The sequence below is a fragment of the Citrobacter sp. CFNIH10 genome (assembly GCF_002934585.1).
Lineage (GTDB): Bacteria > Pseudomonadota > Gammaproteobacteria > Enterobacterales > Enterobacteriaceae > Citrobacter_A > Citrobacter_A amalonaticus.
The window spans coordinates 3,051,241-3,076,462 of sequence record NZ_CP026216.1; the positions used below are offsets into that span (position 1 = coordinate 3,051,241).

Below are 25,222 nucleotides of genomic sequence, written 5' to 3' on the forward strand. Positions count from 1 at the left end.
TTTATGCCGAAGATGCTGAATATATTCGCTACCGCGAATTTCTTTATCTATTCTCTTTTAGCTTATGGGTTGCAAGCCAGCAAAGGAGATAGATGTCGTAAGCTATTGTGATGGTTATGACTGATCTTTGAATATAACCTTCATAAGGTGCTTTCATTCCGTTCCTCCATGAGTTCTATTTTGGTGACATGATTGCCATTTCGGTATATTTTAACGTTGTTAGTTGGGGATTTTACTGCGTTACGAATCTCGTTTATTGTATCTTTCGATAACATATCACTGCCTTCCATATACATAACTCTACGGGTATCGGTATCTGGTATGTTAGTGTGGATTCTACTGACCCATGAGTCAGGTATTTCTATTCCATGTATCAGTTTCATATACCCAATAATAAACGTATCTGTCAGGTGGAATCGTCCAACCGTGTATTTTCCGGTATAGGCATTACTAGAAGGTGAAGCTACCCAATCGTTTCTTAAAACTAAAGTCAACGCATTATTTTCCATGTTCAGACTCCAGTTCGCGAATGCGATTGTTCGTCATGTCAACAAGACATTTCTGTTCATTCTTGCAGTCGGACTTTTTCTTTATCCATTCTCTTTGGGATGGGAGTAAGCGTTTTCGTGTCTCCGGGCTAAGGCTTTTCCATGTATCATTTAGTTTTTTATCTGCAATACGATACTCCTCTTCAGAGGAAACTGGTGTTGTTAGCGTGTCATGATCGGTTGTGATATTCTTTGCTTTATTCTGAAAATATGATTTATCAGCACACGCTCTTTCCCAACTTTTTGAGACTTTTGTTGCTATGTCCTCAATCATCATTTCACGAAGTGTATATCCTTTTAGTTTTGCACCTTCTTCCATTATCAAGCGATACTCATAAGGGATGGTTTGTAATTGTTTATCGATATTGAATGAAGGGTCGCCAGATTCTTTAATGTAAACTTTAACTTCTTCTTTCGTTGGTGCCCCACGTTTGCACACGTCATCTTCGTTCTTAAACATTCCTTTCGTTAACTTACGTGTGGGGGTATTTGAATTTGAACATCTTTCTTTGATTCTAGTTTTAATGTTTGCGGACTGTTCATTAATCAGCATACGGGCTGTTGTGGGATCATTTTGGTACATTGGAAGTGCCATAGGGCCATTTAGCAATATGAGTTCTATGTCATCTGACGTCGGGCCGCCATTGAGGCAAAGCTCACTTGCCGGGAGTGCTAGCAGCTCATCTACGGTATCAATGTTCTGGAAGCTGATGCGGTTATCGGGGTTTGCTATAGCGGTGCTTGAAATCATAAATGCATTCAACACGATGATCTTAATGAGTTTTTTTTGCCTCATGTCTAAGTCTTTCCTTGTGCTGTCGAAAAACTGTGATTCTCCAGAAACCGTAAATTGGTTGGTTTTGAACCAAGGTCTGGTTAGAAAACCCGATTTTACATTGATCTGTAAAATCTAACAATATTAAGAAATTGATCTATAAAGACGATCGATTGTGACAGGGAAAAGAGGGGGGGAAGGCTTAGAATGCTATTGTATTTAATGACTTATATGCTTGATGCTAATGTAGGGCAGGGCTACGGTTAGTCTTGAGTATTGTGACTGGAAGGAATTCCCTTCGACTTCTTATAGGTTTTCCGGGGTCCATAAAGGTGTCTCCATAAGAAGCGTGGTAATGCATTATATTTGTATACATAATGGATACGAAGTAAAATAGAGTGTTTGCTCTAAATTGAGCTGTATCGAGTTTTATGTCTATTTGTATTGGACGATGCATTAATCGCTCTGAAAGAATATAGAGCGATTTAGGGTGATAAGGCCATGGATAGACACCCATTTTAGCCCCAGGAATTAATGAGATCTAATGTTTTTTTAGTATCAGAAACAAAGCTCATTTTTTCACCATCCCAAATGAAGCTCTGAACGTGTCTATTTCTGTATAAAACTTTTATTCTCCATTTTCTCCCTATATTATAGATGGTGATATTTTCTATGATTCGCTTAAGCATCATGTTCAGTTCTTGGGGCTCTTGAATATCTTGCAATAAATTAAAATCAAAAGCTTGCTCTGATATTATCATACTATTCTGCATCTTGATTTTTGCTTCAAGCTCCTCTCCTTTTTTCTCTAAAGTATGTATTGTTTGTATTACACTTTTAGGCGATTCCGATAGCTCCATAAGCACATCGTTTAACTGTTGGATCTTCGTCTTTATTGCATCTCGTTCTGCTAGTAATGTTTGATCAAAATTGGTGTTTTTCTCGACTTTAAGTTCTTTCATTATCCGATAGAGTGCTACTTCAATATTTTTAAAGTTCTTTGTTACGTTACATTTTCCATCTCTTGCGTTAGCACAAACATGGTATTGATATGTTTTTCCGGAAACGACATGGAATTTTCTGACAAGGGCTCCTCCACATTCGTGTTTTAATATGCCTGTGAAGGCATTGTGTTCAGACTTATATCCAGGCTTGTTCTGTTTCTGATCAGACTGTAAAAGTATGAATTCATCTTTGTTGATAACAGCAGGATAATAATTCTCTATGATATCAAGCAGAATGACTTTCCGGTCTTTGGTCGTCTCTGATGTTTGGTATGCACCGTAAAGTGCAACTGAGTTGATTGTCTTTCCAACAGTTGTATGATTCCAACCAGCAGAACGTAATGGTTTATGCCCTTCATCATTTAACGTTCTAGCGATTTTATTTGTTCCAAATCCTTTTCGTCGTAACTCTATAATCCTTTTGACTGTATCCAATCTATCACTAAAAACAATTTTATCCTGTTTTCGTTCTAACCAGAAAGGTAGGATTTTGTTGATAACTTCACCGTTTAACGCTCGTTGTCGCTGTTGTCCTTTTGTTTCTCGCAGACGTTGCGACTTTTTCTCGGACTCTTTATATGCAAGGTCAGCTGCTAGAGCTATCCTGATAACACTTACGAGGTCGTTGACGGATTCTCGGTTCAGTAATAGACCATCGACCAATGAAGCGATAAAGACGTTGTGTTGCAGAATCGACTTAATTATCTGTTGAGTCACATCGATACCTCGGCGGCTCAGGCGGTCTAACGATTCAATGATGATAGTTGAGCCTTGTTCAATCTGACCTTTCTCTATTGCTTCGAGCATATCACCAAGTGAAGGTCTGTTACCCTCCTTGAATGCTGAGATTCCGAGGTCTTGAAAGTTCTTATCTGATAGAATCAAGTTATTCGCATGTGCGTACTGTTCTGCAAGCTCGGTTTGGCGTCTTACAGAGTCGCCTTGCTCTTGCTTCTTTGATGAGAATCTTATGTAAGAGTAAGCTTGTCCGTTTTGTTTCATAATCACCTCAGTAACTTACAAGAGAGTATCAATTTTGCTTCTTTGCAACAATATTACCATGCAGTTCGGCAGTAAGCCGCTGTTCGAAAACATTTCCGTCAAATTTGGCGGCGGCAACCGTTACGGCCTGATTGGCGCCAACGGTAGCGGTAAATCCACCTTTATGAAAATTCTCGGCGGCGACCTTGAGCCGACGCTGGGTAACGTTTCTCTCGATCCCAACGAGCGTATCGGTAAGCTGCGCCAGGATCAGTTTGCTTTTGAAGAGTTCACGGTGCTCGATACGGTGATCATGGGCCACGGTGAACTGTGGGAAGTGAAGCAGGAGCGCGATCGTATCTACGCCTTGCCGGAGATGAGCGAAGAGGATGGCTACAAGGTGGCCGATCTGGAAGTGAAATACGGCGAAATGGACGGTTACTCGGCTGAAGCGCGCGCCGGTGAACTGCTGCTTGGCGTTGGTATTCCGGTAGAACAGCACTACGGTCCGATGAGCGAAGTCGCTCCTGGCTGGAAGCTGCGTGTACTGCTGGCCCAGGCGCTGTTTTCCAATCCGGATATTCTGCTGCTCGACGAACCGACCAACAACCTGGACATCGATACCATTCGCTGGCTGGAGCAGGTGCTGAACGAACGTGACAGCACCATGATCATCATTTCGCACGACCGTCACTTCCTGAACATGGTGTGCACGCACATGGCGGATCTCGATTACGGCGAATTGAGAATTTATCCGGGCAACTACGACGAATATATGACCGCCGCGACGCAGGCGCGCGAACGTCTGCTGGCGGATAACGCCAAGAAAAAAGCGCAGATTGCCGACCTGCAATCCTTCGTCAGCCGTTTTAGCGCCAACGCCTCTAAATCTCGTCAGGCGACTTCTCGTGCCCGTCAGATTGATAAAATCAAACTCGATGAAGTGAAGGCATCCAGCCGTCAGAACCCGTTTATCCGCTTCGAGCAGGACAAGAAACTGTTCCGTAACGCGCTGGAAGTGGAAGCGATCAGCAAAGGTTTTGATAACGGTCCGCTGTTTAAAGGCGTGAACCTGCTGCTGGAAGTCGGTGAAAAGCTGGCGGTTCTGGGGACCAACGGCGTGGGTAAATCGACGCTGCTGAAAACGCTGGTAGGTGATCTGGACGCCGACAGCGGTACCGTGAAATGGTCGGAGAACGCGCGCATTGGTTATTACGCGCAGGATCACGAATATGAATTCGAAAACGATCTGACGGTCTTCGACTGGATGAGTCAGTGGAAGCAGGAAGGCGATGACGAACAGGCGGTGCGCAGCATCCTCGGTCGTCTGCTGTTCAGCCAGGACGATATCAAAAAGCCAGCTAAGGTGCTGTCGGGTGGTGAAAAGGGTCGCATGCTGTTCGGTAAATTGATGATGCAGAAACCAAACATTCTGGTCATGGATGAACCGACTAACCACCTCGATATGGAATCCATCGAATCGCTGAATATGGCGCTGGAGATGTATCAGGGTACCCTGATCTTCGTTTCTCACGACCGTGAATTTGTGAGCTCGCTGGCGACCCGCGTGCTGGAAATCACCCCAGAGCGCGTGGTGGACTTCAGCGGCAACTACGAAGACTACCTGCGCAGTAAAGGGATCGACAACTAATTTCCCGTCGTCTTTCACGCTGCAGATGCGTTGGCTTCACCTGTTCACCCCGGTCACTTACTTATGTAAGCTCCCGGGGATTCACAGGTTTGCCGCCTTCCTGCAGCGCGAAATACTTAGGGAAAGGAGGCGTGCTCCTGTTCCCTCTCCCCGTGGGAGAGGGTTAGGGTATCAGCCCGCACTACAACACCCACTCACTCCCTTCAACGCCATTCACCAACAGCGAGCGTCTTTCGCCTGTCGGTAACGATACCTTCAGGGCTTTCCACGCCGGACGATAATCCCCGCGGGCGTTCACCTTCAGGTTAATGGTTGCGCCGTCGCATTGCATTTCCCACTCCACCCACAGCGCATTGCCGTTCTGGTAGCCCCAGCTTTCGCCATCGTCTTCAAACAGCATTCCGGTGGTCGTGCCGACGCCCTTCACCGGAAACAGCTTCAGCTCGCGGGTGTTGTCTTTTTCAGCGGACACATGGGTAATGCGCTCGCTTAACGGCAGACCCGCCCCGGCGCGTACCAGCAGCGGCAGTTTTTCCAGCGGCGCATCACGGGTGATCCACTGACCGCCAGAGAACCACTCGTGAGTGTAAAAATCGTACCAGCCGGTTTCGTTATCCGGCAGCCAGACGCGGCGCTCGCGCTGACCCGCTTCTACCACGCTTGCCACCAGCAGGTCGCGGCCTAGCAGGAAGTCATCGCATTCTTCAAAGGTCTGCGCGTCATGCTCATGGTCGAGGAACGTCGGACGTAGTATCGGTTCGTCATCGGCATGCGCCTGCCAGAGCAGGGTGTAGAGATAGGGCAGCAGCCGATAACGCAGCGCTATCGCGCTGCGAATGGCTGGCGTCACGCCCGGATACATCCATGGCTCGTTCACCGTATGATCGTCATTCCACGAGTGAATGGTAAAGCGTGGATGCATCACCCCATTCTGTACCCATCTTACGAACAGTTCGGCGTCGGGTTTATCGCCAGAGAATCCGCCGACATCGTGACCGACGTTGAACAGCCCGGAAAGACTCATTCCCAGCCCCATGCGGGTGTTATAACGCAGAGTATCCCAACTGGTGCGGTTATCGCCGCTCCAGGTCTGAACATAACGTTGCATCCCTGCACAACCCGAGCGGGAAATCAGATACGGACGCTTATCCGGGGCAAAACGCTGTTGCGCTTCCAGCGAGGCGCGCATCATCAGTAACGGCATCACCGGGCGAATGTGTTTGATGGCAATTTCCTTGCCAAAGCCGTAACAGCGCGCTTCGCCGTCCCACACTTCGAACTCGTTGTTATCGTTCCAGGTGGAGTCGATGCCCATCTCCAGCAGTTGCGTCGTCACACCGTTCTGCCACCACTGAATGGTCTCCGGGTTGGTAAAGTCGAGGTGCGATCCTTCGTCATCCCAGAAACTGGAACGTTCCGGTGAATCGGTTTCTGAATCACGAATAAACAGGCCGCTTTCCGCGACGTCGTTATAGCGAGGATGATCCTGCAACAGACAGGGCTTGATGTTGGCAGCAAGCTTCAGCCCGGCATCGTGGAATGCCTGACTCATCACTTTAGGTTGCGGCACTTTGTCGTAGTTCCAGTTAAAGACATAGCGCTTACCGTTAATTGAGGTATATCCCGACGAGAGCTGGAACGAGTCGCACGGAATCGCGTGTTCTTCACACAGTCGGATAAAGTTCATGAGCTGGTTTTGCGCGTCCGGCGCGTCGGTATAGTGCATCGTGGAACCGCTGTACCCCAGACTCCACTTCGGCCCGAATAGCGTTTTCCCGGTCAGGCGCACAAAAGCTTTAGTGACGTCCAGGACCCGTTTGCCGGTAAACAGGTAGTAATCAATATCGCCTGCTTCCGCCTGCCAGCGGCGATAAGCGGTGTGATAATTATCGATCTCGTTCCCCAAATCCAGCCAGCAACTGCTCAGGTTGTCGTAAAACAGGCCGTAGCTCACGTCGTCGCGGCGGGTGAGAGTGAACGGGATGTGTTTATACAGCGGGTCGGTGCTCACGGCGTTGTAACCCATCGCATCCAGATTACGCATTTCATAGCGCTTATCGTTACGCTGCAGATCGCCGGCTTTTTCACCCAGACCGTAAAAACGTTCATCTTTACGCCGACTCAGGTAATGCGCCACGCCGTCACCGTGGGCGTTCAGAAGGTAGGCGCTGGTGGCGCGATCGTTGACCAGCGACTGCCAGGCGCCGGCATCGTTACGATATTCCCACTCCAGCCACAGTGGTTGATGGACGGTGACGCGCAGTTGGTGGGTCGACACCGTCACGCTATCGTCCTGCTGTGAAAGCGTCCAGTCCGGGCAACTGAAACCGCTGATGTCGTCGCGGTGCCGACCTTCCCACGGTACGTCTTTTTCAGGCGCGATGCTCCAGGTTCGGTCCAGCGCCAGTTCACCTTTGCGTTTGATCAGCACACGGAAGAGATTTTCTTCCAGTACGTAAAGACACAGACGGTGCTGTTTATCCACCACCAGTTCAAGGTGAGTGGCCGATTGTTTATCAAGGGTCCAGTTTTTCAGGGTTTTCATATGCAATACATCCACGATCAGGCGCGCTTGGCGCGACGTTCAGCAATAAATGCCACCAGGAAAACAGCGCCAATCAGGTCAAAGAAACCCATGGCAATGAAGAGGGGGTTAAAGCCGATTTTGTCAGCCGTAACACCAATCAAAAGAGAGAACAGGAAGCTGGCGATCCACGCCGCCGAACCGCGCATACCGTTAACGGTGGCCATCTGACCTTTATCAAACGACTCGACAACGAGCGCACTCAGCATGCAGGAGATGATCTGATGTCCGAAGCCGCCAATAGAGATCAGGACAATGGTGATATACGGGTCGCGGGTAATGGCCACAATGGCCAGAGAGATCATCAGGAACGCGCCCGTCACGGAGCTGGCTACGACCGAGTTAACGCGGGAGCAGCCGAACCAGCGGGTATACAGACGCGTCAGGTAGCCACTCGCCACGCTGCCGAGATCGGCGGCCAGGAACGGTAGCCAGGCAAACATCGCGATCTGCTTCAGATCCATACCGTGTTCTTTGGCGAGATACAGCGGCACCCAGAAGCTCAGTACGGCCCAGGCCGGCTCCGCCATAAAAGCCGGGATGGCGATACCATAGAATCGTTTGTTTTTTGAGACGGTTTTTAACGCTGTCAGGAAAGGCAGCTTGACGGCTGGTGGTTCGTTATCCTGCTTAATAAAGTCCAGTTCATCTTTACTCAGATTCGGATGCTGTTCCGGGTTGTGATAGAACGCCCACCACAGGACGACCCACACCAGCGCCAGCACACCGGTAAACATAAACGCACCCTGCCAGCCAAACGAGGCGTGCGCGAAGTAGATGATAGGCGGCGCGAGCATCGCGCCAATCGAGAAACCCACGCCAGCCCAGCCGGCAGCGACGGGACGCTCTGATTTCGGAAACCATTCGCCGATTGTTTTCGCGTTGGCCGGGGTGGCGGCCGCTTCTGAGGCACCCATAAAAAAGCGCAGGATCGCAAGATGCAACCAGCTTCCTGCACCGGCATGAAAAATACACATGAGCGCCCAGATGCCAGCGCAAACCATGAAGCCAATTTTCAAACCAATCACGTCGATCAGCCATCCACATAACGGCTGGAAAATGGTGTAGGCAATCTGAAATGCGCCGACAATCCACGAATATTGCTCGGTAGTGATGCCCAGGTTCTCTTTCAGTTCCGGTGCCAGAATGCCTAATGAATTTCGTGTGATGTAGTTAACGGTGACGCCGAGTAAAAAAAGTACCAGCACATACCAGCGCAGATTTTTTATGACGCGACGGGGCTTGCTTGTCGCAACCGTATTGTTGATGTCCTGACTCATTTTCTGTCTCCACAAGACGGACGGTAGGGGGATGAATGTTTAAAATGTCATACGGTTATCGCTTTAGTTTTTATTGCGTTAAGCGATGAAGTTGCTATACAACTAGTATGGAAGCTGTATGACAAATTCACCTTAAGGGAGAAAATGGGCGACCAATAGCAGAATTTGTGCAAGCTTTCTCATCAATGCACGCATTCATCTGCCACTATTCATTCGAAGCGAGTCAGAGCTTCAATTTCAGGTCGTGAAAATTTTTTCATGAGGCAAGTGGAGCAAGATCACAAAATGGATAAAAGGTTAAAAATCAGGGAAATTGCCGCCCGAACGCAGCTCTCGATCAGTACCGTTTCGCGTGTGCTGGCGGGTAAGTCCAACACCAGCGACAACGCCCGGCGTCTCGTGCTGGAATGCGCACGTGAACTGGGGGTGATGGAGGGGATGGCGGCAGGACGTCTGCTACTCAATAGCCTGATGATCTTTGCGCCACAGCGGGCATTTGATGAGCGGTCCGACATCTTTTATTACCGTGTGATCCAGAGTGTGAATAAAGGACTGGCTTCGCACGAAGTCCGGTTGCGCTACTGCGCTCTTGAGGAACATGACAGTGATGCGCAATTGTTTCTGGCGCGAATGAACGAACCGGATACGCATGCCGCTATTTTGCTGGGGATCGACGATCCGCATATTCATGATTTAGCCGTTGATGTCGGAAAACCGTGCCTGTTGATTAACTGTCGCGATCGGCTCATGCGTCTTCCCGTGGTGGCACCCGATCATCGGGCGATTGGTGAACGAGCGGCGGGCTATCTGTTTGAAATGGGGCATCGTGAGGTGATGAACGTTCTCTGCCTGCGCCGATACACAATGGAGCTGCGCTTAGCAGGGATCCGCGATGCGTGGCGGTCACATAACATGAAGTTCACTGACGACCGCGATCTGCTGGTCGCCACAAATTTTAGCGCCAGAGAGACAGAACAACTGGTCAGTGAATGGATCAGCGAGAGAAAAGGGCAAGATTTACCCACCGCCTTTTTAGTCGGGGGAGATTTTATGGCGGCAGGGGTCATCAGCGCGCTGCAAAAACGGGGATTACGTGTCCCTCAGGATATCTCAGTGATGAGTATCGATGGTTTTAATCTGGCGTCGATTCAGGATGTCCCCTTAACAGCAGTTCATGTTCCTCGGGATGAGTTGGGGACAGAGGCGGTGTATATGCTCCAGCAACGTCTGGTGCGCCCGGAGGCGCCAGTCAGTTCGTTGTTACTCAATGGTACGCTTGCGGTACGGGAGTCGGTCCGGCGGATACGTCAGGGGAAACGACGCACCGCCGTTGAACAGGAAGGTCTGTATGATCGTTAACTCATCCCCAGCGCGCGCTTGCCGTGGATATTCAAATCCGCCAGCGTGAAGCGGCCTTCCCAGTCTGTTTCGTAATCCTCTCGCGGGAAATCGCCCGGTGACGCGCCTTTCTCCAGCGCGGCCTTCACGCTGTGCGCATAGGCCAGATTTTTCTCGCACAGCGGGGCGGCGGGAATATACATCACATTGCCCCAGCCCTGCTGATTGTCGACCGGCGCCACGGAGTGAATCACATCGCAATGCCACCAGACGGAATCGCCTGCTTCCAGTGGCGGAATACTGGTAAGCGCCTCAATCAACAAAGGATGCCATTGTTCGGATATCGGCAGTACCCGCCCTGGCGCCACGCCACACAGTTCATCTTCCGGAACATCATCGAGCAAAGGACGTAAAAGCACATAGGCCATGGCTTCCGGAATGGGGACGACATGCAGTAAACCCTGACCGGGCAACATATCCGACAGTGCGGTCCAGCCCTGGAAGGTGCGAAATACTGAACATTTGGTGGTGTTGTCCACCGTATACTCTTCCACTTCCGTACGATGGGCGGCCTGCCACGGATCGTATTCCGCCAGCTTGCCGTTAAACACATTCGCGAAGACGCGCTGATAGGCCGGCAGCAGCCAGCGTTCCAGCGCGCCGGAATCGGTGTGCGCGCCCAGCCCTTTTGACGTGGTTCCCGGTGGACGGCGACGGATCCTGTCTGGGTAGATCACGCTGACATCCGGGTTAAACCACTGCTTGCCCTCGCTTTCAAAGGTCCACAGACGGTTGAGGAACGACTGCACGTTAGCCATCTCTTCACTCTGTCTGGCCTGCATTTGCGCCTGCGACCAGTAGATCGGATAAATCTCCGGACGCGAAGCGGTGAGGGTGCCAAAGAAGTTATCGCCGGGGCCTTTGTACACCTCGTCAAAACGGTTTCTGTCCAGATAGTCCAGCATCGACTGATCCCAGGCCAGCGCCTGCTCACGTGGGAAGTGACCTTTGATGACCGCACAGCCGCGACGTTTGATCTGTTCGCGCTGCTGCGCCGTGACGGTGCCAGCGTTGATATCGGCATACGATAGCTCAGGCCACACCGGGGCGCCCTGTGCGTTAAGTGCGTTGATTTCCGCCACGCGGGTGGCAATGGTATCGCTAATCTGGCTGAAGATCTGTTGGACGTCGCCGAGCTGCGCCCGCAGTTCCTGCTTCATCTGACGGATCGCCGCTTTATGGTCGACCGGTAATGTGTCGCTTGTGAAGGAAAAAGCCATAACCACCTCGCATAACTTTCATTCGAAACTTATTTATCTTACAGGTGATAATATAAGTTATAAAAAAGTTAATGCAAGTTTAAAATGTTGAGGTGGCAAACAGGGGGGAAGAAAATAAAACCGGAACAGGGTGTTCCGGTTATTGCCGTCACACGTTGAAAGGGGCGGTGTTATCCAGCACGGCCTGAATCACGTTCAGCGCGCCGTCATGGTTATTGTCATCCGTCTGAAAGCGGGCGATTGCTTTGATACTGTCGGTGGCATTCGCCATAGCGAAAGCGTAGTGCGCCATTTTCAGCATTTCTGCATCATTGCCGCTGTCGCCAATCGCCACGACTTCTTTTGGTGAAAGGTTCCACCGTTTCAGCAATCGGCTGATGCCATTCGCTTTGTGCAGCCCCGGAATGATCAGATCGATAAAGCCGAAACCGCTGGTCACGGGTTTCATAATGCCGTCCAGCGCCGTGTGCAGGTGGTCGATAACCAACGGGATCTGCTGGTCTGGCAGATTCAGCGAGAACTTAAACAGCACGTCGTCGATGTCATGGTAGTCCTTCACCGGCTTCAGGCGGTGGTAGTGCTTCGACATCAGTGCGACAAAGGGTTCCGGCGCGTTTTCACTGACGTACGCGCTTTGCAGACCGCAGGCCACAAAGTTGAGCTGTTTATCTTTCAGCAATTCGCCCATCACAACCTGAGATTCGTGACGCGTGAGTTCGCCGTGAAAAAGCTGTTTGCCATGCTCAAACACCAGCGCGCCGTTTTCGGCAACGAAAGAGATCTCGTCTTTGAGTTCGGGGAAGAAAGAGATGAGCTGGTAATACTGATTGCCGCTGGCGACGACGAATTCAATGTTGCGTTTTTTTAGCTCATGGTACTGCGCCATAAATCGTGCGTGATCGTACTTTTTGGCGTCATTGAGAAAAGTTCCGTCCATATCGGTGACGATAACTTTAACGGTCATATAAAGCTCCTGGCTCAAAACTGCGACCAGAAACATTTTAATAACAATGTGACCTAAAGCACAAATTTATTTCGAATGAAAGCGGTGAAGAGGGACGAGTAGGCCGGATAAGACGCTTTGTGTCGCCATCCGGCCTACGGGGAGAATTACAGCATATGTTCGGTACGGGCGATGATATCGTCCTGCGCGTCCGGTGAAAGTGCAGTGAAGAAGGCGGAATAACCGGCTACACGGACCACCAGATCACGGTACTGATCAGGATGTTTTTTCGCCTCCAGCAGGGTTTCGCGCGACACGATGTTGTACTGAATGTGCCAGCCTTTGTGCTCTTCAAAGAAGGTGCGCAGCAGGATCATCAGTTTCTGCTTGTCGGATTCATTTTCCAGCGTTGCCGGGTTCAGCTTCTGGTTTAACAGTACACCGCCCAGAATCGAACCGGTAGGCAGTTTACCGACCGAGCCAATCACCGCCGTTGGACCCAGATGGTCAGTACCGGACGCCGGGCTTGCCCCTTCGGCCAGCGGAGTATGGGCTTTACGACCATCTGGTGTGGCCATGGTCGCTGCGCCGAACGGCACGTTTGCCGAGATAGACGAGGTGCCCGCGTAATAATTGCCGCCGATCGGACCACGTCCGTAGCGTGGGTTATGGTACTGCTTCAGTTCATCAATATAGGTCTGGTAAGCGCGAGCCAGCAGGGTGTCGACCGTGTCATCATCGTTGCCATACTTCGGCGCGCCGTTGATTAAACGCTGACGCAACTGCTCATGAGTCAGGCCGTCAAAATCATCCGCCAGCGCGGCCGCAAGCTGTTGCTGACCGATGGCCCCCTGTTCAAAGACCAGTTTTTTCACCGCGGCCAGGCTGTTGCCGAGGTTGGCGATACCCACCTGCAAGCCGGATACCCAGTCATACTTCGCCCCACCTTGTTTAATGCTCTTCGCCCGTTCGATGCAGTCATCCACCAGTGCCGAGCAGAGAATATCGTGCACGTTCTCTTCAAGCATGGTGTCGACCACATACTCAATCTCAATCGATTTACGCGTGTAGTAGCGGATTTGCGCATCCCATGCGGCCATCACCTCATCGAAATTGTTGAAGTTACCGGCGGAAAGCGCTTTTTCCTGCGGCAGGAAGACTTTCCCGCTGGTGGCGTCACGACCGCCTTCCAGCGCGGCGAGCATCACGCGGGCAAAGTTGATAAAGCTCATGCCGGTGCAGCGGTAGCCCCACTTGCCGCCGACCGCGGTTTCGATACAGCCGATCGCTGCGTAATCGTAGGCGTCCTGCGGCTCAATTCCGAGTTTGATAAATTCCGGGATGACAATTTCATCGTTGTTAAATGCTGGCATCCCAAAGCCACAGCGGATCACCTGCACGCAGGCGTCGAGGAAGTCATTGCTCATCCTGGCGTGATAACGCACGCTGAGGTTAGGCTGAGTGGAGCGCAGACGACCGCACGATTCAAGGATCGCGTAAGAGAGCGGATTGACCGCATCCATCGGTTGACCGTTAACCAGGCTTTGTCCGCCAATGGTGACGTTCTGATAGAGGGGGCTGCCTGCAGAGGCTTTAGAGTGCGATCCGGAACGGATTTTGTTCACTTCCAGCAACTTAAGCCAGCAGCTGTGCAGCAGTTCAATGGCGTGTTCGCGGTCCAGCGACTGGTTCAGCTCCACGTCACGGCGGTAGTACGGATAAAGATACTGGTCCATACGCCCGAACGACACCGAGTGACCATTGGACTCAATTTGCAGAATCAACTGGATGAAGTAGCACAGTTGCAGCGCCTGCCAGAAAGTTTGCGGCGGCTGGTGGGCGATCAGATCGCAGTTTTCCGCTATCGCCAGCAGTTCGTTACGACGGCTGATACGCGTCTCTTCACTCGCCATTTTACGTGCCAGTTCGGCGAAGCGGGCGATGTGGTCACTGACGGCAACCAGCACAATATCAATGGCTTTCAGGAACTGCTCGCCATGCAGATCCTCGAGAACAGTCAGGTTAATACGAGAACGGCGCTCTGCGACTTTTTCCCGCAGGCCGTCAATGCCTTTTTCCAGCAGAAGCGGGAAGTTCACCGCCAGGTGTGCGTCACCGGAGGTCATGTTGCCTTCAGCTTTGATAATACCGGTTTCCAGCAACCCTTTTTGCTCATCAGTAAACATGCCGTAGCAGCGGTCCTGAACGGTCTGACCGCGCCACCACGGGCACACGGCATGCAGTACGCGCTTGTTCTCTTCACTGACCGCAAAACCAGCCCCTGGTCTGTCCGCCAGGTCGTCGATTTCTTTTTCAATCCATGACACGGTGTATTCCGGGAAGATCGGCGCGGCGCGGACTTCGCTTGCCTGGTTACCGATGATCAGCTCGTCGTGTTTGATCCAGATGGTTCGTTGTGCCAGATGATGTGCCAGCGCCAGCGCGCGGCGTACCGGAATCGGCTTGTCCAGATGCTGCTGGTACATTTCAGTGTAATGCTGCGCGCGTTCGGTACAGACCGGTGGTTTGACGATATGCACCAGCGCGGTTTTGTGCGCTTTGATACGGTCGCTGAGCGTATCCAGTTTCAGTTGGGTCATGGGTTTATCCTCGTAAAGTCGCGGTCAAACCTTTCGTGCAGGCGTACTGCTGCGCAAAGGCGAGCAGATCGGGTGCATCCAGCGGCTTATCCGGCGCGTGGTAGGGTTGGTTGAGCAAGTGGTATTTATTGATGCCCAGCGTGTGGTAGGGCAAAAAGTGGATCTCGCTGACGTGCAGTTCGTCGGCGGCAAAATCGGTAATCGCTTTAATGGCCTCTTCATCCGCGTTAAACCCCTGAACCAGCGGAACGCGGATGATGATTTTTTTCCCGGCAGCGGCGAGCTTTTTCAGGTTTTCCAGCACGCGTGATGCGCTGCCATCCGTCCATTGCTTAAACGGCGCGTCGGCAACGTGTTTCAAATCTGCAAGGAACAGATCGATCCAGGGCAATGAAGGTTCAATGTATTTCCACGGCACATGCAGACAGGTTTCAACTGCGGTATGAATGCCCGCTTCGTGACTGGCTTTAAACAGCGACGCGGCCAGCTCTGGCTGCATAAACGGTTCGCCGCCCGAAAGCGTAATACCGCCGCCGCTGCGGTCATAAAAAGGTTTATCGCGCAGAACGGTGGTCATTATTTCATCCACGCTTTTCACCTCGCCGCAGACGGTCAATGCCTGAGTGGGGCAACAATCGGTCAGGCGGGTAAGATGCGCGTCAGTGAGTTTTTCGCGATGGATAAGGAGGCCATTCAGCGCGCGTTCGATGACGCCCGGCGCCGCCTTTACGCAAAGCTCGCAGCCTTCGAGGCACAAACGTGCATCAAACAGCAGATCCTGCGTGCGCGCCCGGCTTTCCGGATTCTGACACCAGCGACAGCCCAGAGAGCATCCTTTAAGGAACACCACGGTGCGGATACCGGGGCCATCGTGTGTAGAATAGCGCTGAATATTGAAAATCATAAACGGCCTCATTTGTTTCGTATAAAGATTAAATAACTTTCGAATGAAAGTTATGTTGACGTGCGTCAACTAACAGAAAGGTTTTGCCGTGGTATCTTTCATTTATGCTAACGAGTCGTTGAGGAATGATTATGGAACTTTATCTGGATACCTCCGATGTTGACGCGGTGAAAGCGCTGGCGCGAGTTTTCCCGCTGGCGGGCGTGACCACCAACCCCAGTATTGTGGCGGCGGGGAAAAAACCGCTGGATGTCTTATTGCCACAATTGCATGAAGCGATGGGAGGACAGGGGCGTCTGTTCGCTCAGGTGATGGCGACAACGGCACAAGGGATGGTGAGCGATGCGCGCAAACTGCGTGGGATCATTGCTGATATCGTGGTGAAAGTGCCGGTCACGGCGGAAGGTCTGGCGGCGATCAAACTGCTGAAAGAGGAAGGCATTCCGACGCTGGGAACGGCGGTGTACGGGGCGGCGCAGGGGCTGCTGTCGGCGCTGGCGGGGGCGGAGTATGTTGCGCCTTACGTGAATCGTGTCGATGCGCAGGGCGGCGATGGCATTCAGACCGTCAACGATTTGCAGAATTTACTGACGATGCATGCGCCGCATGCCAAAGTGCTGGCCGCCAGTTTCAAAACACCGCGTCAGGCGCTGGATTGTCTGCTGGCGGGTTGTGAATCCATCACCTTACCGCTGGACGTTGCCCAGCAGCTGATTAGCTCTCCGGCTGTTGATGCGGCGGTGGCGAAGTTTGAACACGACTGGCAGAGTGCCTTTGGGCGCACGTCGCTGTAAATTGTAGGTCGGATAAGGCAACGTCGTCATCCGGCAATTCGCGCCATCATTGCCTGATGGCGCTACGCCTTATCAGGCCGGAATCTACTCAGGATGATGCTTCCCCACACACCTCGCAGCCCGGATTACGCATCAGCTTCATTTCGCGGAACTGGCAGGTCATGGCATCGTACATGACGATTTTCCCTGACGCGGGCTGACCATACTGCGCCAGCAGCTTTATCGCCTCCATTGCCTGTAACGACCCTATCACCCCAATCAGCGGCGCCATCACTCCGGCTTCCACGCAGGTCAATGCATTTTCACCAAACAGACGGCTCAGACAGCGATAGCAGGGCTCACCTTCTTTGTAGGTAAAGACAGTGATCTGTCCTTCCATGCGGATCGCCGCGCCAGAAATCAGCGGGACTTTTGCCGCATAACAACCCGCATTGAGCTGGTTACGAATCGCGACGTTATCGGTGCAGTCCAGCACCAGATCGTGTTCGGCGATGAGTGCCCGAAGGGCGGTCTCATCCAGCAGCGCATTAATCGGGGTAATCGCGACGTGCGGATTAATTCGTCTTAGCGCGGCATGCGCCGACTCCACTTTCGGCTGGTTGAGGGTCGCATCGCTGTGCAGCGTCTGGCGCTGCAGATTTGACAGCGACACGGTGTCGAAATCGAGCAGCGTCAGGTGGCCGACGCCGGCGCTCGCCAGATACTGCGAGGACGCACAGCCCAGCCCACCGAGGCCCACCACCAGTACTCTGGCTTCCTTCAGCGCTTCCTGTCCGTCAAAGTCAAAGCCGCGCAGAATGATCTGCCGGTTGTAGCGCAGCATCTCCTGATCGCTGAGTTCTGCCATCACAGGCCTCCGAACAGCGCGTTGAAGGGTTCGACTTCCACCCATTCACCCACTTCGACGTTACCACGATCGCGCTCCAGCACAATGAAGCAGTTGCCCTGACTGAAGGAACTAAAAATATGTGAACCCTGATGGCCTGTGGTACTTACTTCCAGTTCACCGTTAGCGGTGCGCTGCAGCATACCTCGCTGGAAATCGAGACGTCCCGGCGTTTTCTTCAGTCGCGAAGCGGTACGGACGCGCTGGCGCGCGGGTAATCCGCTGGCCGTATTGCCGCTCAGTTTCGCCAGCAGCGGCTGAACCAACTGGTAGAAGGTCAGCGCCGCTGAGACCGGGTTGCCCGGCAGACCGCAGAACCAGCTGTTGCGTAGTTTGCCAAAGGCGAACGGTTTGCCCGGCTTGATTGCCAGTTTCCAGAAAGTAATTTCGCCCAGCTCTTCAAGAATGGTTTTGGTGTAATCCGCTTCACCGACCGACACGCCGCCGGAGCTAATCACCACATCCGCCTGACTGTCGGCTTCGATAAACGCCGTGCGCAGGGCGTGCGGATCATCGCGGATGATGCCTAAATTGATTACGTCGCAACCCAACTGTTGCAGCATCAGGTGCACCGTCAGGCGGTTGGTATCATAAATCTGACCTTCGCCGAGAGGTTGACCGGGCAGTTGCAGTTCATCTCCCGTCGAGAACAGCGCAACGCGCACTTTACGCACCACCTGGACGTCGGCAATGCCGAGCGAGGCCAGTACCGGCAGTTCGCCTGTGGTAAGACGTGTACCGGCAGGGAAAACCACCGCGTTTTGCCCGATGTCTTCGCCACGACGGCGGATATTTTGCCCGGCGCGAACGTCGGCGGTAAAACGCACGCCGTTGTCTGTCTGTTCAGTCTGCTCTTGCATCACTACCGCGTCACATCCCGGCGGTACTGGCGCACCGGTCATAATGCGAATACAGCTGCCCGCAGGCCATTCTCCCTGGAACGGCTGACCGGCGAACGCTTTGCCAGCGACCGGCAGCGGATGTCCGTTGGCGAGATCGGCCAGACGTACCGCGTAACCGTCCATCGCCGAATTATCGAAACCCGGGACGTCCAACGGCGAAACTACGTCAGTCGCCAGAATTCTGCCAAAGCACTGCACCAGCGGTAACGTCTCGACGGCGGTGAGCGGGGTAACACGCGACAACATTTCGGTAAGCGCCGTTTCCAGCGGCATCAGTCCGGCGGTAAATTCCATGAAAACACTCCTGCGGGGCAAAATCGAATCCGTCTATTATGTCAGAAAATGCGAGGGGACTGTATGCCACCTCGGACTTAGGAAGGGTGTGAATGCTTTACATGCTAATCGCATCTTTCTATAGTCAAAAATCGAATCAATAACTCTACAGAATTCTGATATTTGTAGAAGACGGACGGCAAATATGGGCAAAGCAGTCATTGCAATTCACGGCGGCGCAGGGGCGATTACCCGCGCGCAGATGAGCCAGGAGCAGGAATTACGCTATATCCAGGCGCTTTCCGACATTGTCGACGTCGGGCAAAAGATGCTGGAAGCGGGAGAAAGCGCGCTGGATGTGGTCACTGAAGCCGTGCGACTGCTTGAAGAGTGTCCGCTGTTTAATGCCGGGATCGGCGCGGTGTATACCCGTGATGAGACCCATGAACTGGATGCCTGCATCATGGATGGCAATACCCTGAAAGCCGGCGCGGTGGCGGGCGTCAGCCATCTGCGTAACCCGATCCTTGCTGCCAGACTGGTGATGGAGCGTAGCCCGCATGTCATGATGATTGGCGCAGGCGCTGAAAAATTCGCGGCCGGAGAAGGGATGGCGCTGGTGTCTGCGGATCTCTTTTCGACGCCTGAACGTTATCAACAACTGCTGGTCGCGCGCTCAAGCGGCGAAACCGTGCTGGATCACAGCGGCGCGCCGCTGGACGAAGGCAAAAAAATGGGCACCGTGGGCGCGGTAGCGCTGGATGTGCATGGCAATCTGGCGGCAGCGACGTCGACCGGAGGCATGACCAACAAATTACCGGGCCGCGTCGGCGACAGTCCGCTTGTTGGGGCGGGCTGTTATGCCAATAATGCCAGTGTGGCGGTCTCCTGCACCGGTACCGGCGAAGTGTTTATCCGCGCGCTGGCGGCTTACGATATTGCGGCGTTGATGGATTACGGCGGGCTGAGCTTATCGGAGGCCTGCGAGCGGGTAGTGATGGAGAAGTTACCGGCACTCGGCGGGAGCGGCGGGCTGATCGCCATCGATCATGAGGGGAATGTGGCCTTGCCGTTTAATTGCGAAGGCATGTATCGCGCCTGGGGTTATGCCGGGGATACACCAACGACCGGGATTTACCGGGAAAAAGGGGACACCGTTGCCACACAGTGATGCGCTTGATGCCAGCGACGTGCTGGCCGTCAGCAATCTGAATATAGCCTTTCAACAGGACCAGCAGCGTACTGAGGCGGTGCGGAACCTGTCGTTTCGTCTCAGGCGTGGCGAAACGCTGGCGATTGTCGGTGAATCCGGTTCAGGAAAATCGGTCACCGCGCTGTCGCTGATGCGACTGATTGAACAGTCTGGTGGTGAGGTGCAGTGCGAGCAGATGCTGCTGCGTCGTCGGAACCGCGAGGTGATTGAGCTGGGCGAACAGAGTACGTCGCAGCTTCAGCGGGTCCGTGGCGCCGATATCGCCATGATCTTTCAGGAGCCGATGACGTCGCTCAATCCGGTGTTTACCGTGGGTGAGCAGATAGCCGAGTCCATTCGCCTGCATCAGGGGGCGGGACGGGAAGAGGCGATGGCGGAGGCGAAGCGGATGCTCGATCAGGTTCGCATTCCGGAGGCGAAAGCGATCCTTTCACGCTATCCCCATCAGCTATCCGGCGGCATGCGCCAGCGGGTAATGATTGCGATGGCGCTCTCGTGTCGCCCGGCGGTGCTGATTGCCGATGAACCGACAACCGCGCTGGACGTCACGATTCAGGCGCAAATCCTGCAACTGATCAAAGTCCTGCAACGAGAGATGTCGATGGGAGTGATTTTCATCACTCACGATATGGGCGTGGTCGCGGATGTCGCCGATCGTGTGCTGGTGATGTATCAGGGCGAAGGGGTGGAGACCGGCACTGTGGAACAGATCTTCCGCGCGCCACAGCATCCTTACACGCAGTCATTATTAGCGGCGGTACCGCAACTTGGGGCGATGAAAGGTCTCCCTTATCCGCGCCGCTTCCCGTTGATCTCTCTGAGCGAGCCGGAAAAGCGTGAGCGGCCTGTCGATCAAAATACGGTGGTCGAGGGAGAGCCCATTTTGCAGGTACGCAATCTGGTGACTCGTTTCCCGTTACGTAGCGGTATCCTTAATCGGGTGACCCGTGAAGTGCATGCGGTGGAAAATGTCAGCTTTGATCTCTGGCCTGGCGAGACGCTGTCGCTGGTCGGTGAGTCAGGCTGTGGCAAATCCACCACCGGACGTGCGCTACTGCGCCTGGTGGAGTCGCAGTCCGGCGAGATTATTTTCAACGGTCAGCGAATCGATACGTTGTCCGACAGTCAATTGCAGCCATTGCGTCGCGATATTCAGTTTATTTTTCAGGATCCGTACGCCTCACTCGACCCGCGACAAACCGTGGGTTATTCCATCATGGAGCCACTGCGCGTCCACGGGTTGTTGCAGGGGAAGGCGGCGGCCGATCGGGTGGCGTGGCTGCTGGAGCGTGTCGGGTTGAAACCTGAACATGCGTGGCGTTACCCGCATGAGTTTTCCGGCGGACAGCGCCAGCGGATCTGTATTGCCCGCGCGCTGGCGCTCAATCCAAAAGTGATTATTGCCGATGAGTCGGTCTCCGCGCTGGATGTGTCGATTTGCGGGCAAATTATCAACCTGCTGCTCGACTTGCAGCGAGAGCTGGGGATCGCCTGGCTGTTCATCTCGCATGATATGGCCGTCGTTGAACGGATCAGCCACCGCGTGGCGGTGATGCATATGGGGCAGATTGTTGAGATCGGCCCACGCGCTGCGCTGTTTGAAGATCCTCAGCATCCGTATACCCGCAAGCTCATGGCGGCGGTTCCGGTTGCCGACCCCGGACATCACCGCCCGCAGCGGGTGCTGCTGTCGGACGATCTGCCCAGCAACATTTACCGGCGCGGCGAAGCGCCTGCACCGGTTTCATTGCAGTTAGTCGGGCCCGGACATTATGTCGCGCGTCCACAACAAGAAAATGCGCTATTGCGTTTATAACAATCAGGCAGGGTTCAGGAGAAAAAAGATGACAAAATTACTCGCCCGACATTGGCTGCTGGCATTAGGCGCGACGACCGCGCTGGCGGCGTCCCCGGCGTTTGCCGCGAAAGATGTAGTGGTCGCGGTGGGGTCCAACTTCACCACGCTCGATCCGTATGATGCGAATGACACCTTATCGCAGCAGGTGGCAAAATCGTTTTATCAGGGGCTGTTTGGCCTTGATAAAGAGATGAAGCTGAAGAACGTGCTGGCAGAAAGTTACACCGTCTCTGACGACGGCCTGGTGTATACCCTTAAACTGCGTCAGGGGGTGAAATTCCAGGACGGGACCGACTTTAACGCCGAGGCGGTGAAAATAAACCTCGATCGCGCCAGCGATCCCGCCAATAGCCTTAAGCGTTATAACCTGTATAAAAACATCGCCAAAACAGAGGCTGTCGATCCCGCGACGGTAAAAATCACTCTGAAGCAGCCGTTCTCCGCGTTTATTAATATTCTGGCGCACCCGGCAACGGCGATGATCTCACCAGCCGCGCTGGCGAAATACGGCAAAGAGATTGGCTTTCATCCGGTTGGCACTGGTCCGTATGTGCTGGACACCTGGAATCAAACCGATTTTGTGAAGGTGAAGAAATTTGCCGATTACTGGCAGCCGGGATTACCGAAGCTGGATAGCATCACCTGGCGTCCGGTCACCGATAACAATACCCGTGCGGCGATGCTGCAAACCGGGGAAGCACAGTTTGCCTTCCCGATCCCCTACGAGCAGGCGGCGCTGTTAGAGAAAAACAAAAATCTGCAGCTGGTCGCCAGTCCGTCGATCATGCAGCGTTACATCAGCATGAACGTGACGCAAAAACCGTTCGACAACCCGAAAGTCCGCGAGGCGTTAAACTACGCCATCAACCGTCAGGCGCTGGTGAAAGTGGCGTTTGCTGGCTATGCGACCCCGGCTACCGGCGTGGTGCCGCCGTTGATTGCTTATGCGCAGAGCTACACGCCCTGGCCTTACGATCCGGCAAAAGCGCGTGAACTGCTGAAAGAAGCGGGTTATCCAAACGGTTTTAGCACCACGCTATGGTCATCGCACAATCACAGTACCGCCCAGAAAGTGTTGCAGTTTACCCAACAGCAACTGGCGCAGGTGGGGGTTAAAGTGCAGGTGACGGCGATGGATGCCGGTCAGCGCGCGTCGGAAGTTGAGGGCAAAGGGCAGAAAGAGAGCGGCGTGAGAATGTTCTACACCGGCTGGTCGGCGTCGACCGGTGAAGCCGACTGGGCATTGTCGCCGCTGTTTGCCTCACAAAACTGGCCGCCAACGCTGTTTAACACCGCGTTCTACAGCAATCCGCAGGTTGACACTGACCTCGCCGACGCGCTGAAAACGACCGATCCGCAAGAGAAAGCGCGGCTGTACAAAGCGGCGCAGGATATCGTCTGGAAAGAGTCGCCGTGGATCCCGCTGGTGGTGGAAAAACTGGTCTCGGCGCACAGTAACAAACTGACCGGTTTCTGGATCATGCCAGATACCGGATTCAGCTTTGATGATGCAGATTTGAAATAAGCCACAGCGGAAATCGGATGCTTAACTATATCCTTAAACGCCTGCTGGGGTTGATTCCGACCCTGTTCATTGTTGCGGTGCTGGTGTTTTTATTTGTTCACCTGTTGCCCGGTGACCCGGCGCGACTGATTGCCGGGCCGGAAGCCGACTCGCAGGTGATTGAGCTGGTTCGTCAGCAACTCGGTCTCGACAGGCCGCTGCATGTCCAGTTCTGTCATTACATGACTAACGTGTTGCAGGGCGATTTTGGCCTCTCGATGGTTTCCCGTCGGCCGGTCTCGGAGGAGATCGCCAGCCGGTTTATGCCGACGCTGTGGCTGACGTTGACCAGTATGATCTGGGCCGTTCTGTTCGGTATGGCGGCGGGAATTGTCGCGGCGGTATGGCGTAATCGCTGGCCGGAGCGCCTCAGCATGACGCTGGCCGTTACCGGGATCTCCTTTCCGGCGTTCGCGCTGGGGATGTTGTTAATGCAGGTGTTCTCCGTGGAGTTAGGCTGGTTGCCGACCGTCGGGGCCGATAGCTGGCAGCACTATATTCTGCCGTCTGTCACCCTTGGCGCGGCGGTGGCCTCAGTGATGGCACGCTTTACCCGCGCCTCATTTGTCGATGTGCTCAGTGAAGACTATATGCGTACCGCCCGGGCGAAAGGGGTCAGCGAAACCTGGGTGGTGCTCAAGCATGGGCTGCGCAATGCGATGATCCCGGTGGTCACCATGATGGGGTTACAGTTCGGCTTTTTGCTCGGCGGGTCTATCGTGGTCGAAAAGGTCTTCAACTGGCCCGGTCTCGGACGTTTGCTGGTGGACTCCGTAGAGATGCGCGATTATCCGGTGATTCAGGCGGAAGTCCTGTTGTTCTCACTGGAATTTATACTTATCAACTTAGTGGTGGATGTGCTGTATGCCGCCATTAACCCGGCTATCAGGTACAAGTAAGGATGCGTTTACTTAACTGGCGCCGTCAGGCGATTTTAGATGCCATGCCAATGGTGAAACCCGAGCGGGTACGCACGCCGTGGCACGAATTCTGGCGACGTTTTCGCCGTCAGCATGTGGCGTTGATAGCAGGCCTGTTTGTGTTGCTGCTGATCCTGGTGGCAATCTTCGCCCGCTGGCTGACGCCGTTCGATGCGGAAAACTATTTCGATTACGACAGGCTGAATGACGGGCCGTCGATGATGCACTGGTTCGGCGTAGATTCGCTGGGCAGAGATATCTTCAGCCGTGTGCTGGTTGGCGCGCAAATTTCACTGGCGGCAGGGGTATTTGCAGTTTTGATTGGCGCGGCTATTGGCACCGTACTGGGGCTGCTCGCGGGTTACTATGAAGGCTGGTGGGACCGGGTCATCATGCGCATCTGCGACGTGCTGTTTGCGTTTCCGGGTATCCTGCTGGCGATTGCTGTGGTCGCGGTATTAGGTAGCGGCATTGCCAACGTGATTATCGCGGTGGCGATCTTCTCAATCCCGGCATTTGCGCGTCTGGTGCGCGGCAACACGCTGGTGCTGAAACGCCAGACGTTTATCGAATCGGCGCGCAGTATTGGTGCCAGCGATGCGACCATTATTTTCAGTCATATCCTGCCAGGAACCGTCTCGTCGATTGTGGTCTTTTTTACCATGCGTATTGGTACGTCGATCATCTCTGCGGCAAGTCTGTCGTTTCTGGGACTGGGCGCACAGCCGCCGACGCCGGAGTGGGGCGCGATGCTGAATGAAGCGCGGGCGGATATGGTGATTGCGCCGCATGTGGCGCTGTTCCCGGCGGTGGCGATTTTCCTGACGGTACTGGCGTTTAATCTGTTAGGCGATGGCCTGCGCGACGCGCTGGACCCGAAGATAAAAGGGTGAACCACAGGCCTGATAAGACGCGTTGGCGTCG

The 25,222-nt window shown here is 53.5% G+C and carries 19 protein-coding genes; 8 read left to right on the forward strand and 11 right to left on the reverse strand.

Features of this window, described 5'->3' with window-relative positions; all coding sequences use genetic code 11:
- Positions 1 to 140: 140 nt before the first annotated feature.
- The 3 genes from C2U53_RS18240 to C2U53_RS18250 form a co-directional block, all read right to left on the reverse strand.
- Positions 141 to 509, reverse strand: a complete 369-nt coding sequence (locus C2U53_RS18240; protein WP_104446218.1) for a hypothetical protein — start codon at positions 507 to 509, stop codon at positions 141 to 143.
- The gene (locus C2U53_RS18245; RefSeq protein WP_104446219.1) at positions 499 to 1,344 is read right to left on the reverse strand and encodes a lysozyme inhibitor LprI family protein; all 846 of its coding nucleotides are present in this window, start codon (positions 1,342 to 1,344) and stop codon (positions 499 to 501) included. The genes C2U53_RS18240 and C2U53_RS18245 overlap by 11 nt, the downstream gene beginning before the upstream one ends.
- A 497-nt stretch (positions 1,345 to 1,841) precedes the next feature.
- On the reverse strand, positions 1,842 to 3,329 hold the full coding sequence (locus C2U53_RS18250) for a recombinase family protein (RefSeq protein ID WP_104446220.1): 1,488 nt from the start codon (positions 3,327 to 3,329) through the stop codon (positions 1,842 to 1,844).
- A 34-nt stretch (positions 3,330 to 3,363) separates the two neighbouring features.
- On the opposite strand from C2U53_RS18250, the gene C2U53_RS18255 reads away from it, so the two are divergent.
- Positions 3,364 to 4,959 carry an ABC-F family ATPase gene (locus C2U53_RS18255; protein ID WP_104446221.1) on the forward strand — a complete coding sequence of 532 codons (1,596 nt, stop codon included), beginning with the start codon at positions 3,364 to 3,366 and terminating at the stop codon, positions 4,957 to 4,959.
- Between the two features lie 181 nt (positions 4,960 to 5,140).
- Here the strand turns inward: C2U53_RS18255 and C2U53_RS18265 are convergent, their stop codons facing one another.
- Positions 5,141 to 7,504: a TIM-barrel domain-containing protein gene (locus C2U53_RS18265; protein ID WP_172740580.1), complete on the reverse strand. Its 2,364-nt coding sequence runs from the start codon at positions 7,502 to 7,504 to the stop codon at positions 5,141 to 5,143.
- Between the two features lie 17 nt (positions 7,505 to 7,521).
- A complete protein-coding gene (locus tag C2U53_RS18270) occupies positions 7,522 to 8,823 on the reverse strand; it encodes an MFS transporter (protein WP_043001264.1) in 1,302 nt (433 codons plus the stop codon).
- Between the two features lie 285 nt (positions 8,824 to 9,108).
- On the opposite strand from C2U53_RS18270, the gene C2U53_RS18275 reads away from it, so the two are divergent.
- Positions 9,109 to 10,182 (forward strand): LacI family DNA-binding transcriptional regulator, encoded by a 1,074-nt coding sequence (locus tag C2U53_RS18275; protein ID WP_043001263.1) that lies wholly within the window; start codon positions 9,109 to 9,111, stop codon positions 10,180 to 10,182.
- On the opposite strand, the gene C2U53_RS18280 is transcribed toward C2U53_RS18275, so the two are convergent.
- The 4 genes from C2U53_RS18280 to C2U53_RS18295 all read right to left on the reverse strand — a co-directional run bounded on the left by C2U53_RS18280 (position 10,179) and on the right by C2U53_RS18295 (position 15,888).
- Complete coding sequence (locus C2U53_RS18280) at positions 10,179 to 11,441, reverse strand: DUF1479 domain-containing protein (RefSeq protein ID WP_043001262.1); 1,263 nt, start codon at positions 11,439 to 11,441, stop codon at positions 10,179 to 10,181. The two genes, C2U53_RS18275 and C2U53_RS18280, sit on opposite strands and share 4 nt — an antisense overlap.
- Positions 11,442 to 11,589: 148 nt before the next feature.
- Complete coding sequence (locus C2U53_RS18285) at positions 11,590 to 12,405, reverse strand: Cof-type HAD-IIB family hydrolase (RefSeq protein WP_054177086.1); 816 nt, start codon at positions 12,403 to 12,405, stop codon at positions 11,590 to 11,592.
- 146 nt (positions 12,406 to 12,551) lie between these two features.
- Positions 12,552 to 14,984, reverse strand: coding sequence for a glycyl radical protein (locus C2U53_RS18290; RefSeq protein ID WP_043001260.1), 2,433 nt, complete (start codon positions 14,982 to 14,984; stop codon positions 12,552 to 12,554).
- A 4-nt stretch (positions 14,985 to 14,988) separates the two neighbouring features.
- Positions 14,989 to 15,888: a glycyl-radical enzyme activating protein gene (locus C2U53_RS18295; protein ID WP_044264234.1), complete on the reverse strand. Its 900-nt coding sequence runs from the start codon at positions 15,886 to 15,888 to the stop codon at positions 14,989 to 14,991.
- A gap of 131 nt (positions 15,889 to 16,019) precedes the next feature.
- Here C2U53_RS18295 and fsa point away from each other — a divergent pair, with 131 nt between their 5' ends.
- Positions 16,020 to 16,682: a fructose-6-phosphate aldolase gene (gene fsa, locus C2U53_RS18300; protein ID WP_043001258.1), complete on the forward strand. Its 663-nt coding sequence runs from the start codon at positions 16,020 to 16,022 to the stop codon at positions 16,680 to 16,682.
- Between the two features lie 88 nt (positions 16,683 to 16,770).
- Here fsa and moeB read toward each other — a convergent pair whose 3' ends face one another.
- Both moeB and moeA read right to left on the reverse strand, forming a co-directional pair.
- Complete coding sequence (gene moeB, locus C2U53_RS18305; RefSeq protein WP_054177088.1) at positions 16,771 to 17,529, reverse strand: molybdopterin-synthase adenylyltransferase MoeB; 759 nt, start codon at positions 17,527 to 17,529, stop codon at positions 16,771 to 16,773.
- A complete protein-coding gene (gene moeA, locus C2U53_RS18310) occupies positions 17,529 to 18,764 on the reverse strand; it encodes a molybdopterin molybdotransferase MoeA (RefSeq protein WP_043001256.1) in 1,236 nt (411 codons plus the stop codon). Before moeA ends, moeB begins: the two co-directional genes overlap by 1 nt.
- A gap of 184 nt (positions 18,765 to 18,948) precedes the next feature.
- On the opposite strand from moeA, the gene iaaA reads away from it, so the two are divergent.
- From iaaA to gsiD, 5 genes are read left to right on the forward strand one after another with little or no spacing between them, the layout of a single operon-like run.
- Entirely contained in the window at positions 18,949 to 19,914 is a 966-nt protein-coding gene (iaaA, locus tag C2U53_RS18315) for a beta-aspartyl-peptidase (RefSeq protein WP_043001255.1), read from the forward strand.
- Positions 19,901 to 21,772 carry a glutathione ABC transporter ATP-binding protein GsiA gene (gene gsiA / locus C2U53_RS18320; protein ID WP_104446224.1) on the forward strand — a complete coding sequence of 624 codons (1,872 nt, stop codon included), beginning with the start codon at positions 19,901 to 19,903 and terminating at the stop codon, positions 21,770 to 21,772. The genes iaaA and gsiA overlap by 14 nt, the downstream gene beginning before the upstream one ends.
- Positions 21,773 to 21,800: 28 nt before the next feature.
- Positions 21,801 to 23,339, forward strand: coding sequence for a glutathione ABC transporter substrate-binding protein GsiB (gene gsiB, locus C2U53_RS18325; RefSeq protein WP_104446225.1), 1,539 nt, complete (start codon positions 21,801 to 21,803; stop codon positions 23,337 to 23,339).
- Positions 23,340 to 23,356: 17 nt separating this feature from the next.
- Positions 23,357 to 24,277: a glutathione ABC transporter permease GsiC gene (gene gsiC / locus C2U53_RS18330; RefSeq protein ID WP_104446226.1), complete on the forward strand. Its 921-nt coding sequence runs from the start codon at positions 23,357 to 23,359 to the stop codon at positions 24,275 to 24,277.
- 2 nt (positions 24,278 to 24,279) lie between these two features.
- Positions 24,280 to 25,191, forward strand: a complete 912-nt coding sequence (gsiD, locus tag C2U53_RS18335; protein WP_044326543.1) for a glutathione ABC transporter permease GsiD — start codon at positions 24,280 to 24,282, stop codon at positions 25,189 to 25,191.
- Positions 25,192 to 25,222: the final 31 nt, after the last annotated feature.

Bases quoted from the DNA above. Each gene is read 5' to 3' on its own strand.
- C2U53_RS18240 (WP_104446218.1), bottom strand. From the start codon at position 509: ATGGAAAATAATGCGTTGACTTTAGTTTTAAGAAACGATTGGGTAGCT.
- C2U53_RS18245 (WP_104446219.1), bottom strand. From the start codon at position 1,344: ATGAGGCAAAAAAAACTCATTAAGATCATCGTGTTGAATGCATTTATG.
- C2U53_RS18250 (WP_104446220.1), bottom strand. From the start codon at position 3,329: ATGAAACAAAACGGACAAGCTTACTCTTACATAAGATTCTCATCAAAG.
- C2U53_RS18265 (WP_172740580.1), bottom strand. From the start codon at position 7,504: ATGAAAACCCTGAAAAACTGGACCCTTGATAAACAATCGGCCACTCAC.
- C2U53_RS18270 (WP_043001264.1), bottom strand. From the start codon at position 8,823: ATGAGTCAGGACATCAACAATACGGTTGCGACAAGCAAGCCCCGTCGC.
- C2U53_RS18275 (WP_043001263.1), top strand. From the start codon at position 9,109: ATGGATAAAAGGTTAAAAATCAGGGAAATTGCCGCCCGAACGCAGCTC.
- C2U53_RS18280 (WP_043001262.1), bottom strand. From the start codon at position 11,441: ATGGCTTTTTCCTTCACAAGCGACACATTACCGGTCGACCATAAAGCG.
- C2U53_RS18285 (WP_054177086.1), bottom strand. From the start codon at position 12,405: ATGACCGTTAAAGTTATCGTCACCGATATGGACGGAACTTTTCTCAAT.
- C2U53_RS18290 (WP_043001260.1), bottom strand. From the start codon at position 14,984: ATGACCCAACTGAAACTGGATACGCTCAGCGACCGTATCAAAGCGCAC.
- C2U53_RS18295 (WP_044264234.1), bottom strand. From the start codon at position 15,888: ATGATTTTCAATATTCAGCGCTATTCTACACACGATGGCCCCGGTATC.
- fsa (WP_043001258.1), top strand. From the start codon at position 16,020: ATGGAACTTTATCTGGATACCTCCGATGTTGACGCGGTGAAAGCGCTG.
- moeB (WP_054177088.1), bottom strand. From the start codon at position 17,529: ATGGCAGAACTCAGCGATCAGGAGATGCTGCGCTACAACCGGCAGATC.
- moeA (WP_043001256.1), bottom strand. From the start codon at position 18,764: ATGGAATTTACCGCCGGACTGATGCCGCTGGAAACGGCGCTTACCGAA.
- iaaA (WP_043001255.1), top strand. From the start codon at position 18,949: ATGGGCAAAGCAGTCATTGCAATTCACGGCGGCGCAGGGGCGATTACC.
- gsiB (WP_104446225.1), top strand. From the start codon at position 21,801: ATGACAAAATTACTCGCCCGACATTGGCTGCTGGCATTAGGCGCGACG.
- gsiC (WP_104446226.1), top strand. From the start codon at position 23,357: ATGCTTAACTATATCCTTAAACGCCTGCTGGGGTTGATTCCGACCCTG.
- gsiD (WP_044326543.1), top strand. From the start codon at position 24,280: ATGCGTTTACTTAACTGGCGCCGTCAGGCGATTTTAGATGCCATGCCA.